Raw genomic sequence first — 15,489 nt, forward strand, 5'->3', positions numbered from 1 at the left:
CTTTATTTTATCGTCGGCCTGAGCAGGAAGCGGAACGTATAGTCGCCGTAAGGCACCCGGAACCGCTCCTCCGGCAGTTGTCCCCAGCTGTCGATACAGCCCAGTCCGGACTGCCGCAGATCGAAGTTCACGAACGTCGCGTCGCGCGCCGTGAGCGTTCCCGAATGCTGCTGGGGCGGGAAGTTCGACACGTCGAGATCGGCCGTCGCATAGGGCAGCGCCGATGCCGAGAAAGGAGCGTCGGAGAGGATCGTCAGCCCCGTGCCCGAACTGTCGGCCACGGTCCACCAGCGCACGTCGCTCTTGGTGCCCGACTCCTGCGGACGCACATATTCGTCGTGATACTGGTCGGCGACACGCTGTTCGTAAAGTCCCAGATCGGCCGACGAGAGCCGGTCGGCATAGTTTTCATGTTCGCCGCGGCCGTAGTAGATCACGCGGTCGTAACGCGCCGGCATCGTGAGCGTCATGCCGTAGCGCAGCAGGTTGGGAACCTTGGCCGACTTGCCGGCGGTCATCCGTTCCGTCACCTCCATTTCCCCCGCGCCGTTGATCCGGTAGGTCAGCGCCAGCGTCGCTTTCACGGCGGGAAGCTCGTAAAGCGCTTCGACGACCGCCACGCCGTCCTTCACACCGGCGTCAAATTTCGTGAGTTTCAGTTCGGGATTCTTCCAGACCGCGAGTTTGCGGTCGAGCTTTGCGCCGAGGTCGTTCTCGGTCGGAGCGCGCCAGAACTGCGGACGCAGCTCGGCGCCTTCGGCCATCAGTGCGCGGCCATCGACGTCGTAGGCGCTGAGGAAGCCGTCGCGCGAGAAGAACATCTCCCACGTCTGGCCTGCAACCCGCGTGCCGCGCTCCCATGCAGTCACCTCGACGGGACGTTCCGACACAGCAAGACCGAACCCGGCTTTGCAGTCGTACTCACGCACGACGAACTGCTGCTGCGCCGCCGTATGGCCGATGTCCAACAGCGGCTGTTTGTTTTTCAGTTTGTAGGCCACGTTCACCAGCAGCTCCTTGGCCTGCGGGCAGAAATCGGCGGAGGTAAAGCCCAGCGCATAGGTGCGTCGCTGCCGGGGCGCGACATCGAGTTCGCCAATACGGCCGGCCTTCACGACCCGGCCGTCGGCGACCAGTTCCCACGTCAGTTCGTAATCGTCCAGCCCCACGAAGAAGTTCTCGTTGTACACCTCCACGCGGCCCTGCGCCGGATCGAGAAGCTCGGTCCAGATATTCTGGTACTGCCGCTTCACCTCATAGGCGTGCGGATGCCACGTGCGGTCGGGCGCGATGATGCCGTTGCAGTTGAACGAATTGTCGGTCGCGTCGTAGTTGTTGAAATCGCCGCCGTAGAGGAACGACACGCGGCCGTTCTTTTCGTAGCGGGCGAGTCCCTGATCGACGAAGTCCCAGATGAATCCGCCCTGATACGACGGATATTGGCGCACCAGCTTCCAATAGTGGTCCAGACCGCCCATCGAGTTGCCCATGGCATGCGCGTATTCGCACTGGATCAGCGGTTTGGAGGGGTTGTTCTTCAGGTATTTCTCACACTGCGCATAGTCCCAGTACATCGGGCAGATGATGTCGGTAAACGCACCGTCCCGATCGTACACGGCGCGTTCGTAATGCACCGGACGCGACGCATCGTAATCCTTGATCCAGCGGTAGCAGGCCTCGAAGTTAGGCCCCATACCCGCCTCGTTGCCCATCGACCAGACGATGACCGAGGGGTGGTTCTTGTCGCGCAGCACCATGCGCTGGTTGCGCTCCATATGCGCCTGCGCGAAGGCGGGCACCTTGGCCAGCGTCTCTTCGCCGTAGCCCATGCCGTGCGACTCGACGTTCGCTTCGTCCACGACATAAATGCCGTACTCGTCGCAGAGTTCGTACCACTGCGGATCGTTGGGATAGTGGCTCGTACGCACGGCGTTGATGTTCATCTCCTTCATGATGCGGATATCCTCGATCATCCGCTCGCGGCTCACCACATAACCCCCGATCGGGTCCATCTCGTGACGGTCGGCGCCCTTGATCAGCACGGGCTGTCCGTTTACGAGCAGCTGGGCATTCCGGATCTCCACCGAACGGAAGCCCACGGGCTGCGTCACGGTTTCGGTCACGTTCCGCCCGTCAGACACGTCGATCCGGAGCGTATAGAGGTTAGGCGCCTCGGCCGACCACTTCGCGGGATCGGCAACACGGAAGAGACACCCCGCTTTGCCGCCCGCCGGCATGATCTGCTGTTCGGCCACCGCCTCGCCCGCCGCATCCAGCAGCGTCAGGCCGACCGATTTCACGCGCGGGGTCGTCTCCACTTCGACGTGCAGCTGGGCGTCCCTATAATCGGCGTCGAGCGTCGGGGTGATGCGCACGTCCTTCAGGTGCGCCTTGTCGCGGGCCGTCAGCGTCACGCCGCGGGCAATGCCCGAAAAGCGCCAGAAGTCCTGATCTTCGAGGTAGGTGCCGTCCGACCAGCGGAACATCTGCAGGGCGATCAAGTTTTCGCCCGGCTTCACGAATTTCGTGACGTCGAATTCCGCCGCAAGCTTGCTGTCCTCGCTGTAGCCGACGAAACGGCCGTTGATCCAGACATAGACGTTCGACGTCGCCGAGCCGATCGAGAGAAAAATATCCTTGCCGCTCCACGATGCCGGCACCTCGAACGTATGCCGGTAGGAACCGACATGGTTTTCGGCGTCGGGCACGTGCGGCGGATTGTTCTCGAAATTGCCGCGCCACGCATAGCCGATATTCACGTAGAGCGGGTCGCCGTAACCGTTCAGCTCCCACATCCCCGGCACGGGCATCGCGCCCCACGACGCATCGTCGTAATCCTCCTGCCAGATACCGGAGGGACGCTCCGAAGCGTTGCGCACCCAGTGGAATTTCCACACGCCGTCGAGCGGCATGCTCTCGCCCGCCGCAAAGGTCGAGTGCATCGGCAGACGGTTGATTTCATTGACGGCAGGGTCCTGCCATTCGCGGCCGGTCTGGGCCGAAGCGGCCAACGCGCCCGAAAGCGCCGCCGCAAGGATCAAGAGAGTCTTTTTCATCGGTTATGGTTATGGTTTTGGTTTCGCAGTCTCTTTACGGGTGCAGTCCACCAAGCTCATTTCGCAGCGGACGCAGTCGAATTCCAGCCGGTAGCGGTTCGCGCCGCGCTCCAGCCAAAGATCGCCCTTCAGCCGCGGCCGCTCCTTGAGGCATTCGCCGATTTCGCGGCGGATGCAGTAGGCCGAGCGCATCACCCGACGCCCGGCGGTCGTGGCCGCGAGGTCGAGCCCCCGCTCGATTTGCCGGACGCCGTGGTCGCGGTAAAACGCTTCGGCAAGACGGTTGGTGACATTCTCCTCGGCCGAAAGCGTCTCCGACGGATACTCCGCCGCGCCCTCAGGCAGAATCCGGTGCTCGACGCCCCGCGCCAGCCGGGCCTGCAGCAGGGCGGCAAGCCCTTCGCGACGCAGCTGCGACGCCAGCGACGCCGGAACGAACCATTCGGCTCCCTGCACCTCGGCCGAGCGCACCGCAAAAATCGTATCGCCGCTTTTCATGGCCTGCGTCCGCAGGGCGGCGGCGTTCGCTTCGGCATTATTCGCAGGTTCCAAAGCGATGCGGCGTTCGGCGACAGCCGCCACCCCTTCGCAGTCGGTATAGCGGAACGTCACCCCCTCCGCCGACGCCGTCACCACGGCCGCGGCCGGAATCACGCGCCGCGTACGGCTCCGTTCGAGCAGCTGGTTGAAGCGGTGGTCGTAATTGCGGTAGACCTCGCATCCCGGAGCGATCCCTTCCATACGGTTGGGCGTCACGCAGTCGCCGTCGGCAGCATTGACATTGGTTCCGACCAGTCCGCGCGGCGTCAGGAAGCAGATGCCGTCGCCGGCGGCCAGCGTATGCGCCCGGTCGAGCCGGAAACGGGTCCTTTCGACACGCGTCACGCGGCCCGCATATTCGCCGACGGCCTTCGGCGTGTCGAACGACGCGACGCCAGCACGTTTGCCCGCAAAGAAGTATTCCGACTCCCCGCGGGTGAAACTCTTGGCCGTATCGGGCGTGAAGTCCGCGACGCTTTCACCGGCCGAAGCACGCCGCAGGTGCGGCCGCACGGCCAGCGCATCGTCCACCGCGCGGCGGTAATAGGCCACCGTATTGCGGATATAATTGATGTCTTTGAGACGCCCCTCTATTTTCAGCGACCTGACGCCGGCATCCAGCAGCTCGCCGACGTGTGCCGAAAGATTCAGGTCGCGGACCGAGAGCAGGTGTTTTCCGGCCAGATAGGTGCGCCCGCTGCCGTCGGTCAGATCGTAGGTCAGGCGGCACGGCTGGCTGCATGCGCCGCGGTTGCCGCTCCGCTCGGACATCGACCGCGACAGAAAACAGCGGCCGCTGTAACCCACGCAGATGGCCCCGTGGACGAAACACTCCACTTCGGCGTTCGTCGCGGCGCATATCGCCCGGATCTCGTCGAGCGACAGCGCCCGTTCGAGAATCACGCGGGCAAAACCGCATTCGCCTAAGAAACGCGCCTGTTCGGGCGTCATGTTGCACACCTGCGTCGAGGCGTGCAGTTCGACCGGAAGATCCATCCGCCGCAGAGCCATGTCCTGCACGATGAGCGCATCGACCCCGGCCGCGATCAGCTCGCGGGCCTGCCGCTCGGCGGTCTCCAGTTCGTCGTCGTAAATCAGGGTATTGAGCGTGGCATGCACCCGCACGCCGTAACGGTGGGCATACTCCGCGACGCGGGCGATCTGCTCCGCGCTGTTGCCCGCCGCATGGCGCGCCCCGAACTTCGCACCGCCGATATAGACGGCGTCGGCGCCGTAATCCACAGCGGCCACGGCCGACTGCAAATCTCTGGCGGGAGCGAGTAGTTCGACGAAGTTCATGCTTTATTTTTTGCAAAAATAACAAATTCCCCGACAAAAAACGGAGCCGAAGCCGAAAAAACATATCCCTGCCGGAGTTTGCCCCGCATTCCCCGCCGCCCGGAATAGCGCCCCGCCTGTCCCCTCTCCGCCCGTACCCCTGCGTCCCGCCGCCCGAAGCGCTGAAACACGAAGCGCCGGAAGCCGAAGCGCCGGAAGCCGGCCCGGCCCGGCCCAAATTCACCCCGGAAGCACCTCGGAAGCCCGCACCGCACGCGCGGCGCAGAGACATCGGCAACAGACCGCCGGGTGCGGAGTGTCTGGAAAGACGCCATGCCGGATTCGCCGCCACCCACCCGGCCATAACGCGTTTTTCGCACGGAGGTTGAAAATTTAACGCCCGCCGGGAGCGATATTGCCGCTATTTTTATAAATTTGCGGTTTGTAATACGAATACTCAAAAATCAACAGATAGTATGCTTACGCTAAAGCAAATCCGCGATGACAAAGAGGCCGCGATCCGCAAACTGGCCAAAAAGGGCGTGGACGCCGCACCCGTCATCGAAAAGATCGAAACGCTGGACGACCGCCGCAAGGCAATTCAGGTAGAATTGGACAATACGCTGGCTGCGCAGAACAAAGCCGCCAAGGAGATCGGCGCGCTGATGGGTCAGGGCCGCCGCGAAGAGGCCGAGGAGCGCAAACGCTTCGTCGCCGACCTCAAGGAGAAATCGAACCGCCTGCAGGCCGAATCGCGCGAAGTGCAGGAGGAGCTGCAGGCCGCGATCGTCACGCTGCCCAACTTCCCCGCCGAGATCGTCCCGGAGGGCAAAACCGCAGAGGACAACCTCGTCGTAAAACTCGTCGAAAGCTACACCGAACTGCCCGAAAACCCGCTGCCCCACTGGGAGCTGGCCCGCAAATACGACATCATCGACTTCGATCTGGGCGTGAAGCTCACGGGCGCCGGATTCCCCGTCTACAAGGGCAAGGGCGCACGCCTGCAGCGGGCGCTGATCAACTACTTCCTCGACTGCAACACCAAAGCCGGCTATCTCGAAGTCGAGCCGCCGATCATGGTCAACGAGGCTTCGGGCTTCGGCACAGGACAGCTCCCCGATAAGGAGGGGCAGATGTACCACGCCACGGCCGATAATTTCTACCTGATCCCCACGGCCGAAGTTCCCGTCACGAACATCTACCGCGACGTGATCCTCGACGAAATGGATTTCCCCGTAAAAATGACCGCCTACACCCCCTGCTTCCGCCGCGAAGCCGGCTCCTACGGCAAGGACGTGCGCGGCCTGAACCGCCTGCACCAGTTCGACAAGGTGGAGATCGTGCAGCTGAGCCTGCCCCAGAACTCGTACGAAGCGCTGGACGGCATGGTGGCGCATGTCGAGTCGATCGTCAAGTCGCTCGGCCTGCCCTACCGCATCCTGCGTCTGTGCGGCGGCGACATGTCGTTCACCTCGGCGCTCACCTACGACTTCGAGGTTTACTCCGAAGCGCAGAAACGCTGGCTGGAGGTTTCCTCCGTCTCGAACTTCGAGTCGTTCCAAGCCAACCGTCTCAAGCTCCGCTATAAGGACGCCGACAAGAAAACCCAGCTGGCGCACACGCTCAACGGCTCGTCGCTGGCCCTGCCGCGCATCGTCGCCGCCCTGCTCGAAAACTTCCAGACCCCCGAAGGCATCCGCATTCCCGAAGCGCTGATTCCCTATACGGGTTTTGATATTATCAAATAAGTTTCTATATTTGTCATTACATACACACATTAACAAATAAATTTTTCAAAAATGGCTTACAAAATCACCGACTCCTGCGTTGCCTGCGGTACCTGCATCGGCGAATGTCCGGTAGAGGCTATCTCGGCTGGCGATATCTATGTAATCGACCCCAACACCTGCATCGACTGCGGCACCTGCGCAGGCGTTTGCCCCAGCGAGGCGATCATTCCGGAATAACGCACGGTTACAACATGGAACAACACGCCCGAAGCATAATGCTTCGGGCGTGTTGTTTAGGCGTTGGGCTGAGAAAGTTATTCAATCGGTTTTCCCGGAATAACAATTCCTCCAGCTTCTTCCAAAGAATAGCATCTATCTCTCGGAATCTCTATTTTCCAATAATCTCCGGGAAGATCCGGATTAGGCCCCATAAAAATGCCATCCATTGGAGTTGTCGTAGCAGGCATAATAACTTTTCCAGACTCTCCAGCCGCCTGACGGATTTCTTTCCAATCAACGACCTCAAAAGCAATTCCATTAGACCTTATGCCCACCTCTTTATACTTGAAATACACTCTATATGGCAAAGAAGCATAAACATCTTGTTGCTGATCGCACAAATTAATATGATTCAGATACATTACACCTAGTTTAGAAATACCTTTTCTGAACCCATAATTCATCTCCGGTCTGAAAAACACCTCCACACAATAATGTGGACCGACCTTCATAACATCGGAAGAGTTAGCCCATGTCAAGCCGGGTTTAATCGCATACGCACCCGGCTGGTCGAAACGAATCAAATAGTTCCCTGCTCCGTCGTTATTGATAATCGTACACTGCGGATCATTAAAAACCGATTCCGTGATTTCCAGATTGGGATCAGGATAATCAGGATCTTCAAAATTGACACTGAAATTATAAACTTTACCGAGTGCTACAGAACTCGGACCTTCGATGCTTGCCACAGGCGACGCCACCCGACAAGTAATGGTTGCCTGTTGGAGCATAATCGGCCCCGACGGGTTCGCAAGATCACGATAATTCCGTGTTGCCAATATCTGATAAACACCGCATTTTGTAAAACGTAGTTTCAGCGATTTATCGGTCCGTGAAATTTGATCAATGCCGCCGTCTATCGTAGTAAAGAACGACACGTTTGTACTTATCACTTCTATACCGCCAATGCACCGAATAGCGGCAGTAGGAAATTTGGGAACAAGTAGGATTTTTTCAAAGCTTAAATTATTTAAGTGGGTGAATAATAAAAAGCCGCAGGAAAAATATCTGAATTATTCAAATACACAATAAATCAGGCGTATTATTTCATTTTCCGATGAAAATTTTCACAAACCGTCTCCATATGTCCGAAGCACATATATATTTCCAATAAAAAAACTGCGGTCCAAATTGGACCGCAGTTCGATATGATTATTCAAACTCTTACAACCTATTCAAGAGTTGGAAATCCGTGTTATTATCCAAGTTATTTGAAATCTGCTTTTTCAATCCAGCATTTTCAAATTTCCCACTGTTGCCAATGACAGTCCCCGACGCAGCAGGACGATCGAATACAAGCGAGCTCGGCATTGCTACTTGGCTTTCGAATACCACGCCATTCTGCTTAACTGAAGTTGACAGAACTGTACATCCAGAAAGTACACTCGACAGTTTACTTGCATGCAGAATTGTAGCAGCAGACTTCGAAGCAGCTACAGAAGCACCTGAACTCTTCCTTGTCATTGTATAAGGACCTATCGGATAATCCTTATCGGTATATCCTTCAGCTGCCTTTTGCCAATAAATATCTTGTCCAAGAACCCAGAAGAAGTCCATCGAACTGGTAGTAAAATTACCCATTCCCTCGACACTTCCTTGATATAGAGTAATCGTTGCTGAGTTTTTATCTGCATTAAGCTTTCCGGTAAATCCGGGATAACCACCGTTAATAATATAATATTTTCCCTGCAAAAGTGCCCGTCCTGTAAGAGTCAGGACACTTCCATCCTCCGGATCGGTATATAAACTCTGGCCTTCCAATATCTCAAAATTTCCGGTAGCACTATCGAATTTAGCCGACGGAAGAATCTGCGACTGGTCACGAATCGTAGTAATGCCCCATCCTTGTAATTTATAGGATGAATTAGCAACCCCCTGAATGAACGTAACGTCGAAAGAAAGCGGCGCAGCATTCACCTCAGACGAAGTGCTGGTTAAAGTCCACGTACCGAGCCATGCCTTGTAAGCATCGGAAGCCTCCCCACCACCTTCAGTAGTGGCTGCGACATGCTTTGTAGTCGATTTACCAGCCGAATCCGTAACTTTTAAAATACAAGTATAGGAAGTAGCGGGATCTAATCCACTAAAGGTTACTCCAATTCCGGGATTCTGAACAAGCCCGTCCAACCATCCGTCTTTAGTAGACATATCTGTTCCGTTCTGAGTAACTATAGCATCATAAGAAGCTCCCTGAGCAAGTACTTTTTCAACATCCGAAGTTAAAAATACTCCATAATACGCACCTGTTGCAGTCGGAGCATAGGCTCCCATATAAACCTTAGTGTCTGTATTTGCACCATTAGCATCTCCAGCACGAAGTGTCAAAGTCAGTTCCGGACCATCGCCCGTTTCACCGTCATCTGCAAGTGTGGTAAACCTCTCTTTGGTCACTGCCGTTGTTCCAGCAGTTCCGTTACATCCGAAAGCGACTACACAATATTCCGTTTCAGGATCAAAAGGAATATATTGCTCTATCAGCTCCTTAGAATAGCCATCAGGACCCGTAGACAAATATTTGGTAACATCACCGTCATTCGCGCCAATAATAGCTGCAATCAACTGATTGTCATCAGGTATCTGATCGACAACGGAAGCCGGATAAATATCAAAATAATAGGTATCGGAATTATTAGACGGAGTAATGTTAATATCAGCGCCTTTCGCTCCGATATTCGTTACAGCGATAGTAAAAGTCAAATCGCCGCCCTGAGCAGCATCAGTAGTTGCCGAAGCTGAATCGACCGTTGTTTTTCCATTGGCACTCGTAACGGAAACAATCGCCGTAACCGCCGTAGCAGCAGGCACACCGCGGCAAGGCAGGTCATAACCGTCAGCGCTGTTTATCTTCTCAACCTGCTCAGTCTTAAGTGTCGGATCAGTCGTAACTCCGGCCAAAATCTCAGCAAGCGTTTTTCCCTCGGCAAGCGCCTTATCGACAGCAGATTTCATAAGGAATGCCGCTTTTGCCGAAACTATATCCGAGGACTTGATATGGCAGGTGACATACGAAGAAGTGTTCGCACCGCTGGCGTCGCCCGCTCTCATGGAAAGGGTCAATTCAGGAGCAGGCTCCGGAGCATCGTCCGTCTTGAACGCCTCTTTCACCAGATCGGAGGTGAAGCGGCCGTCCGTCAGCATGCCGAGCGCAACGGCGTAGTAGTCGGTGCCGGCCGTCAGATCGGTGATTTTCTGCGGTGCGCTTCCCTTGACGAGGGCCGTTGCGAGATACTCGCTGAGCGGCAGCACCTTCTTATCCGCGATAGCTTTCAGATTGTCGAGAATATGCTGGGCATAGGCCGCGTCGGACTCGAACGTGTCGAACTCGGCCTTCTTTACAGCCGCATAATAGTAGGTAGCTTGGTCGTTGCTGGGAGTTACCGTTACGGTAGCTTCGGTCTGGGCTACATTCGAAACAGCGACACTAAACGAATAAGAGGGGGGGGTCCGACTTTGTCGTCGTCGTCATTACAGCCTGAGGTGACAAACAGAAGAGTCACGGCTGCCAATAACATGCGCAAGTAAGATTTGAGCGTCATAGGCTTAAAATTAAATTAATAAAATTGACAAGATATAACAATTCGTCCGGCAAGGAACGCTAAAAATTATATTACGTTAGCAAATATAAGTATTTATATTCGTAATTGTATCATTCAGATACAAGAAAAACGGCATGCCGGATCAGGTTTCGCAGGCCGTTTGATTACAATATTGAGAAATCCGGGGGCATTTGATTACAAAATCCAATCATCGACGGCAATATTCAGTGATATTTTTGAAGCAAAAAATATTTTTCAGATTTTTTCAAAAAATTTATTTTCAACGCATGCCGGACCTCGGTGCGGGCCGGAACAGCAGGCTGCGGGCATCCGGCAGCAGATTCGCGCAGAACGAAAAAACTGCGGCGCATATGCGCCGCAGCTCGATTATAGGAATACGGAAGAGGCTATCTTCTGGGAGTCCGGACTCTGTTTTTCGGAGACCGGGCCGCAGCCGCCGTCTTCAAGGAGACCTCTTCAGCCTGCTTCAAGCCTGCATTTATGCCGACAAGGCATTTGATCTGAGCGGGTTTGCCACCGGATAACGCCTCTGCGTTGCCGGACATTTCCGCACCCCGGACCATCTTTTCGGACAGGGCCGAGGTCCGCTCCCGGCGCAGATTTATCAACTGCGAAGCAGCGGCCTGCGGCATGTTCGGCTCTTCGAGCGGCCGGAAAACCTTCGGGACATCGAGTCCGGGCAGCAGCGAACTGCACAACACGGGTAGTTTAACGCCTGCGGCCGCGGCTTTCGACGCTCCCGACAGTTCGGAGATGGGCGAGGCCCCGGACTTGGTGAAGCGCACTCCCAGCCGGAAGATTTCACCGACATTGCCCGATGCGTCTTCGGCGACGGCGAGGAAGGTGCACTGGGTATCCCACGAGCAGGTGAAATTAATCTTCGCGGCATCCTTCACGCCCTGAGACTTCAGCGCGTTGATGATCGTGGCTTCGGAAACCGCTCCGGGGTCCGTATAATCGCCGGTATAAAGGGCTACGTACCAATGCGCGGCATCAGCCGAACGGGTAACCGTTACGGGAATATACGCTTTCCCCGACGCATTGGATGATACTCCGGCCGCAACGGCCTCGTCGCCGTCGAAGTACTTGTCATAGGCCGCCTCCACCGTCGCGGAACCGGCTACGGCTTCGAGCGTCGTGAATATTTCGCCGACGGCAGGCGTGCCGACAACGTTGCCGCTCAGGTCCACACATGCGGCGTAAGGCCTGTAGGCCGTTTTGGAAGAGAGTTTGCCGTACGCATAGGAAGCGCCCGAATACCAAGCGCCCAGCCCGGCGATAACCTGCACGGGAGTCAGATTTCCGTATTGCGCCGTACCGTAGAGCGCAAACATGTCCGTTACGTGCGACACAAGCGCTTCGGCGTTTCCGCCCAGCTGGGTATAGCTGGCATCTGAAATCACGTCCCAGATATAGGTAACGGGCTCTTTGGTCGTCTCCACGGTTACCGTCGCGCCGCCGGAGGTGATGTCTTCGACTTTGAAGGTGAATCCGGTGCCCGCAGCGTCAGGCCCGGCGCCCGCCGTGAACTTGGCTTTCGTGACACCCGTCGTCGCCGAAGCGCCGTCGTATCCGAACGCGACGAGATAGTATTCGGCGCCGGGCATCATGGCGAGCTCCCCGCCGAAATCCGTAGGTGCGGTCGCATAATCGCCGGTCACCAGCAGCCACGAGATAATCTGGCCGTACTTCTGCTCGACGGAAGCGATGATTTCGGCATCGGACATGCCCTTGATTTCATCGGCCAGCATGAAATCGAGCATATAGGGATCTTCGTCGTTGGAGGCCGTAATCGCAGCCGTCACACCGCCGGGAATCGGCTCCGCCGAGGTGTCGATAGCGATCGACAGCGTCAGATCGGAGGTCGCCGCTGTCTCCGTTGTAAACTCATGGCGCGTAACGGCCGTCGTCGCCGCCGTATTGTACCCGAAGGCAAGCACGTAATAGGAGGTCCCGGCCGTCAGGGAGGTCGGTTTGTAACCGTCTTCGCCTTGGCTCAGCATTCCGGCGATGCCGCCGTATTTCGCATAGGTTTCATCGAGCGCCGCGATCAGCGAAGCGTCGTCGGCAAAATTCTCGTCGATCAGTTTTTTGGGCTGGATATCGAAGAAATAGGTCTCGGTATCGTTCGAGGGCGTCACGGTCACCATGGCCGAGGTGGCTTTCAGCTCCGTCACCGCAATGGAGAAAGTGAGGTCCGACGGCGGCACGTCACCGGAGGTCGTAGAGACGTTTTCGCTCTTCACCGTGGAGCGTCCGCCGGCCGAGACGACTTTGAAAATCACCGTATAATCCGTCGAAGGCACGATCACGTCGCCCGCCAGCGTCAGGCCGAGACCTCCCTTCGCATTCAGGGCGGCAATATCCTCGCTCTTGACATCCTGACCGTTGGCATCGGCGATATTTTCGAGCGAAGCGCCCTGCCCGATAAAATCATCCACGATTTGCTTCGGAAGACACGCCATCTTGGCGGATACGGCGGCCTCCGACACGGCAGTGCAGTAGATCATCGTCGAAGTGTTGTTTCCGTCGGCATCGCCGGCACGGGCCGAGAAAGTCAGATCAGGCGCTTCGCCCGTAGGCGCCGTCGTCGAGAATTTGTACATCTGCAGCTCCGAAGTAGGTTCCTCCTTCTCGGCATCGTAGCCGATGGCGTAGACATAGTATTCGGTTCCGGGCTTCAGAGCGAGCATTCCTTCGAACATCTCCGCAGGGTAACCGTCCGGTCCCTGCGTCAGATAGGCGGGAATGATCGCGTCCAAAACGTCGGCGAGAATCTCGTCCTCGGACATTCCCTCGTAGGCCGCCGCCGCAATCACGTCGAAATAATAGGGAGCTTCGTCGTCGGAGGGAATGACGGCGATATCGGCGGCCGTCATGGTGATATTCTCCACCTTGAATTCGAAGGTCAGCTCCGTCGGTTCGGGGGTCGCCGTCGTGAACGGCGTCTTCTTCAAATCGGACGTAACCCGGCCCTCCGGCGTAATGCCGTATACATAGGCATAGTAGTCGGTCGAAGGCTCCAGCGTGACGAATTTGATCGGTTCGCTTCCCGTGGCGATTACGGTTTCCAGATAGGCTTTAAAGGTCAGCTGCTTTTTTTCGGCCTGAGCCTTCAGATAATCGATATCGTCGTCCAGATAAGCCTCGTCGGATCCCAATTTATCGAAATCGGCCTTTTTGACGACAGAGCAATAATAGGTAGCCAGCGCATCGCTGGGAGTTACGGTAACCACGGCGTCGGCAACCCTGATATCCGAAACGGCTATATCAAAGGTGTACTTTTCCGAGGGGGGGGGAATTTCTTCGTCCGAATCTTTGCAACCGACCGCCACGAACAGAAGAGCAATGGCAGCCGATAACACACGCATGTAGGATCTAAGTGTCATAGGCTTAAATTTTAATTAGTAAACAGACAGAATCGACATAACCATTCTTCCGGCAAGGGTTTTACAGAATCGCTACGCAGGTAAAGATAGGCATTTATCCCTGCGGTTGTACCGGCAGGCTCCGGCACGAAACGTCCGCCGAATCCATCCGGCGGACGTTTTGGTTACAACTCGGCAGAGTTATCCCGTTATCGGTTACGAACCGGAACCGATTGCGAAGATATGTAGCAAATATGCAGGTGAAAAAAATTCCGAATAAAAATTAAAATCCACTCAAAAACAGGGAGTTTCACTCCGCATAGAGCAGATACGGCCGGCGCTGGCGGCGGAAACGGCTGAGATCCTCCTGCCAGCACGCGCGGATTTCCGCTTCCGAAGCCCCGGCGAGAATCATCTCGCGGACATAGCCCACGCCGATGAGTTTTTCGAACATCGGAGTGAAGAACCGCTCGCCCAAGCCCAGATTGCGATAAGCCTCGATCACATAGCGCAGCGTCAGCCCCACCTGCCGCGCCTCGTCGAGCGGCATTCGGCTCAGGTCGGCGCCGTGGCAGAGCCGTCCCTCCAGCGGCGGATGCTTGGCCCCTGCCGTCGGCCGTGGCGTAAACGAGAATCCATACCCCTTCATATCGGGATGGCCGTAGATTTCGAATGGCTTGTCTGTTCCGCGCCCAAGACTGACGACCGTCCCTTCGAAAAGACAGAGCGACGGATAGAGGTAGACGGCCCGCTGCGTCGGCAGATTGGGCGACGGCGCGACCGGAAGCCCGTAAGGTGTCGCATGGGTGTAATTGCGGCAGCAGACCACATCCAGCCTGCATTTCCGGCTCCACCCCTCGCCGACGGCCATCCGGGCGATCTCGCCCATCGTAAGCCCGTGCAGCACGGGAATCGGCAAGGCTCCGACGCCCGACTTGTACTTCATGTCGAGCACCGGCCCGTCGATCAGATGCCCGTTGGGATTGGGCCGGTCGAGCACGACGACCGTACGGCCGAATTCGGCACAGGCATCCATCATGCGGAGCATCGTTATATAATAGGTGTAGAACCGCAGTCCGACGTCCTGCATATCGACCACCAGCACGTCGAACGACTGCATCGCCTCGTCCGAGGGGCGTTTGGTATTGCCGTCGTAGAGCGACCGAATCGGGATTCCCGTCCGCTCGTCCACCGAGTTTCCGACATGCTCGCCCGCATCGGCCGTTCCCCGGAATCCGTGTTCGGGCGAAAAGATCCCCGTCACATTGAATCCGCGGCCGTGCAGCAGATCGACCAGATGGATCGTCCCGTCGGCGGAAGCCCCCGGCAAACGAGCCGGCCGACACCCGGCCCTGTCCGGCAAAGCCGCCGCTTCGCCTGCGGATACTCCCGACAGTTGTTCCGCCTCTGCCGCGTATTTCCCCTGCGCCGGTTCGCAGAAACGCGCGACGGCGGTATGGTTCGCCAGCACGGCCACGCGCAGGCCCTTCAGTTTCGGGAAATAGGCCGCAGTGTCGGTCATGCCGACCAGCACCGGAGCATGCAGAAGCGGTGCGCCGCAGGCCGATTCGGGCTGCGCCCCCTGTGCCGCAGCGCGCGGCGCGACGGCCAAGGCCGCAAGCGTCAGGAAAACGAGTAGTCTCTTCATCTTACAAAGATAACAATCTTATCGTACGGCGAA

Annotated in this window: 8 protein-coding genes; 2 read left to right on the top strand and 6 right to left on the bottom strand. The window is 56.9% G+C overall.

Translation table 11 applies throughout. From position 1 onward, the window contains the following. Positions 1 to 2 precede the first annotated feature (2 nt). Positions 3 to 3,056: a glycoside hydrolase family 2 TIM barrel-domain containing protein gene (locus HMPREF9720_RS11915; protein WP_039940603.1), complete on the bottom strand. Its 3,054-nt coding sequence runs from the start codon at positions 3,054 to 3,056 to the stop codon at positions 3 to 5. Between the two features lie 9 nt (positions 3,057 to 3,065). After that, positions 3,066 to 4,895 carry a peptidase U32 family protein gene (locus HMPREF9720_RS11920; protein WP_009598645.1) on the bottom strand — a complete coding sequence of 610 codons (1,830 nt, stop codon included), beginning with the start codon at positions 4,893 to 4,895 and terminating at the stop codon, positions 3,066 to 3,068. A 455-nt stretch (positions 4,896 to 5,350) separates the two neighbouring features. On the opposite strand from HMPREF9720_RS11920, the gene serS reads away from it, so the two are divergent. After that, the gene (gene serS / locus HMPREF9720_RS11930) at positions 5,351 to 6,622 is read left to right on the top strand and encodes a serine--tRNA ligase (protein WP_009598640.1); all 1,272 of its coding nucleotides are present in this window, start codon (positions 5,351 to 5,353) and stop codon (positions 6,620 to 6,622) included. Between the two features lie 51 nt (positions 6,623 to 6,673). Continuing rightward, the gene (locus tag HMPREF9720_RS11935) at positions 6,674 to 6,841 is read left to right on the top strand and encodes a DUF362 domain-containing protein (protein ID WP_009598644.1); all 168 of its coding nucleotides are present in this window, start codon (positions 6,674 to 6,676) and stop codon (positions 6,839 to 6,841) included. 77 nt (positions 6,842 to 6,918) lie between these two features. Here HMPREF9720_RS11935 and HMPREF9720_RS11940 read toward each other — a convergent pair whose 3' ends face one another. The 4 genes from HMPREF9720_RS11940 to HMPREF9720_RS11955 form a co-directional block, all read right to left on the bottom strand. After that, entirely contained in the window at positions 6,919 to 7,614 is a 696-nt protein-coding gene (locus HMPREF9720_RS11940; protein WP_139022496.1) for a hypothetical protein, read from the bottom strand. A 433-nt stretch (positions 7,615 to 8,047) separates the two neighbouring features. After that, the gene (locus tag HMPREF9720_RS11945; protein ID WP_009598659.1) at positions 8,048 to 10,129 is read right to left on the bottom strand and encodes a hypothetical protein; all 2,082 of its coding nucleotides are present in this window, start codon (positions 10,127 to 10,129) and stop codon (positions 8,048 to 8,050) included. Positions 10,130 to 10,826: 697 nt separating this feature from the next. Next, entirely contained in the window at positions 10,827 to 13,829 is a 3,003-nt protein-coding gene (locus tag HMPREF9720_RS11950) for a hypothetical protein (protein ID WP_009598598.1), read from the bottom strand. Positions 13,830 to 14,118: 289 nt separating this feature from the next. Next, positions 14,119 to 15,456, bottom strand: coding sequence for an exo-beta-N-acetylmuramidase NamZ family protein (locus HMPREF9720_RS11955; RefSeq protein WP_009598615.1), 1,338 nt, complete (start codon positions 15,454 to 15,456; stop codon positions 14,119 to 14,121). Positions 15,457 to 15,489 lie beyond the last annotated feature (33 nt).

It is taken from the genome of Alistipes sp. HGB5, from assembly GCF_000183485.2.
Classification (GTDB): domain Bacteria; phylum Bacteroidota; class Bacteroidia; order Bacteroidales; family Rikenellaceae; genus Alistipes; species Alistipes finegoldii.

What these genes read in the sequence shown, in the direction of transcription:
- HMPREF9720_RS11955 (WP_009598615.1), bottom strand. Translation starts at nt 15,456, where the DNA reads ATGAAGAGACTACTCGTTTTCCTGACGCTTGCGGCCTTGGCCGTCGCG.
- serS (WP_009598640.1), top strand. Translation starts at nt 5,351, where the DNA reads ATGCTTACGCTAAAGCAAATCCGCGATGACAAAGAGGCCGCGATCCGC.
- HMPREF9720_RS11915 (WP_039940603.1), bottom strand. Translation starts at nt 3,056, where the DNA reads ATGAAAAAGACTCTCTTGATCCTTGCGGCGGCGCTTTCGGGCGCGTTG.
- HMPREF9720_RS11935 (WP_009598644.1), top strand. Translation starts at nt 6,674, where the DNA reads ATGGCTTACAAAATCACCGACTCCTGCGTTGCCTGCGGTACCTGCATC.
- HMPREF9720_RS11940 (WP_139022496.1), bottom strand. Translation starts at nt 7,614, where the DNA reads ATGCTCCAACAGGCAACCATTACTTGTCGGGTGGCGTCGCCTGTGGCA.
- HMPREF9720_RS11950 (WP_009598598.1), bottom strand. Translation starts at nt 13,829, where the DNA reads ATGACACTTAGATCCTACATGCGTGTGTTATCGGCTGCCATTGCTCTT.
- HMPREF9720_RS11920 (WP_009598645.1), bottom strand. Translation starts at nt 4,895, where the DNA reads ATGAACTTCGTCGAACTACTCGCTCCCGCCAGAGATTTGCAGTCGGCC.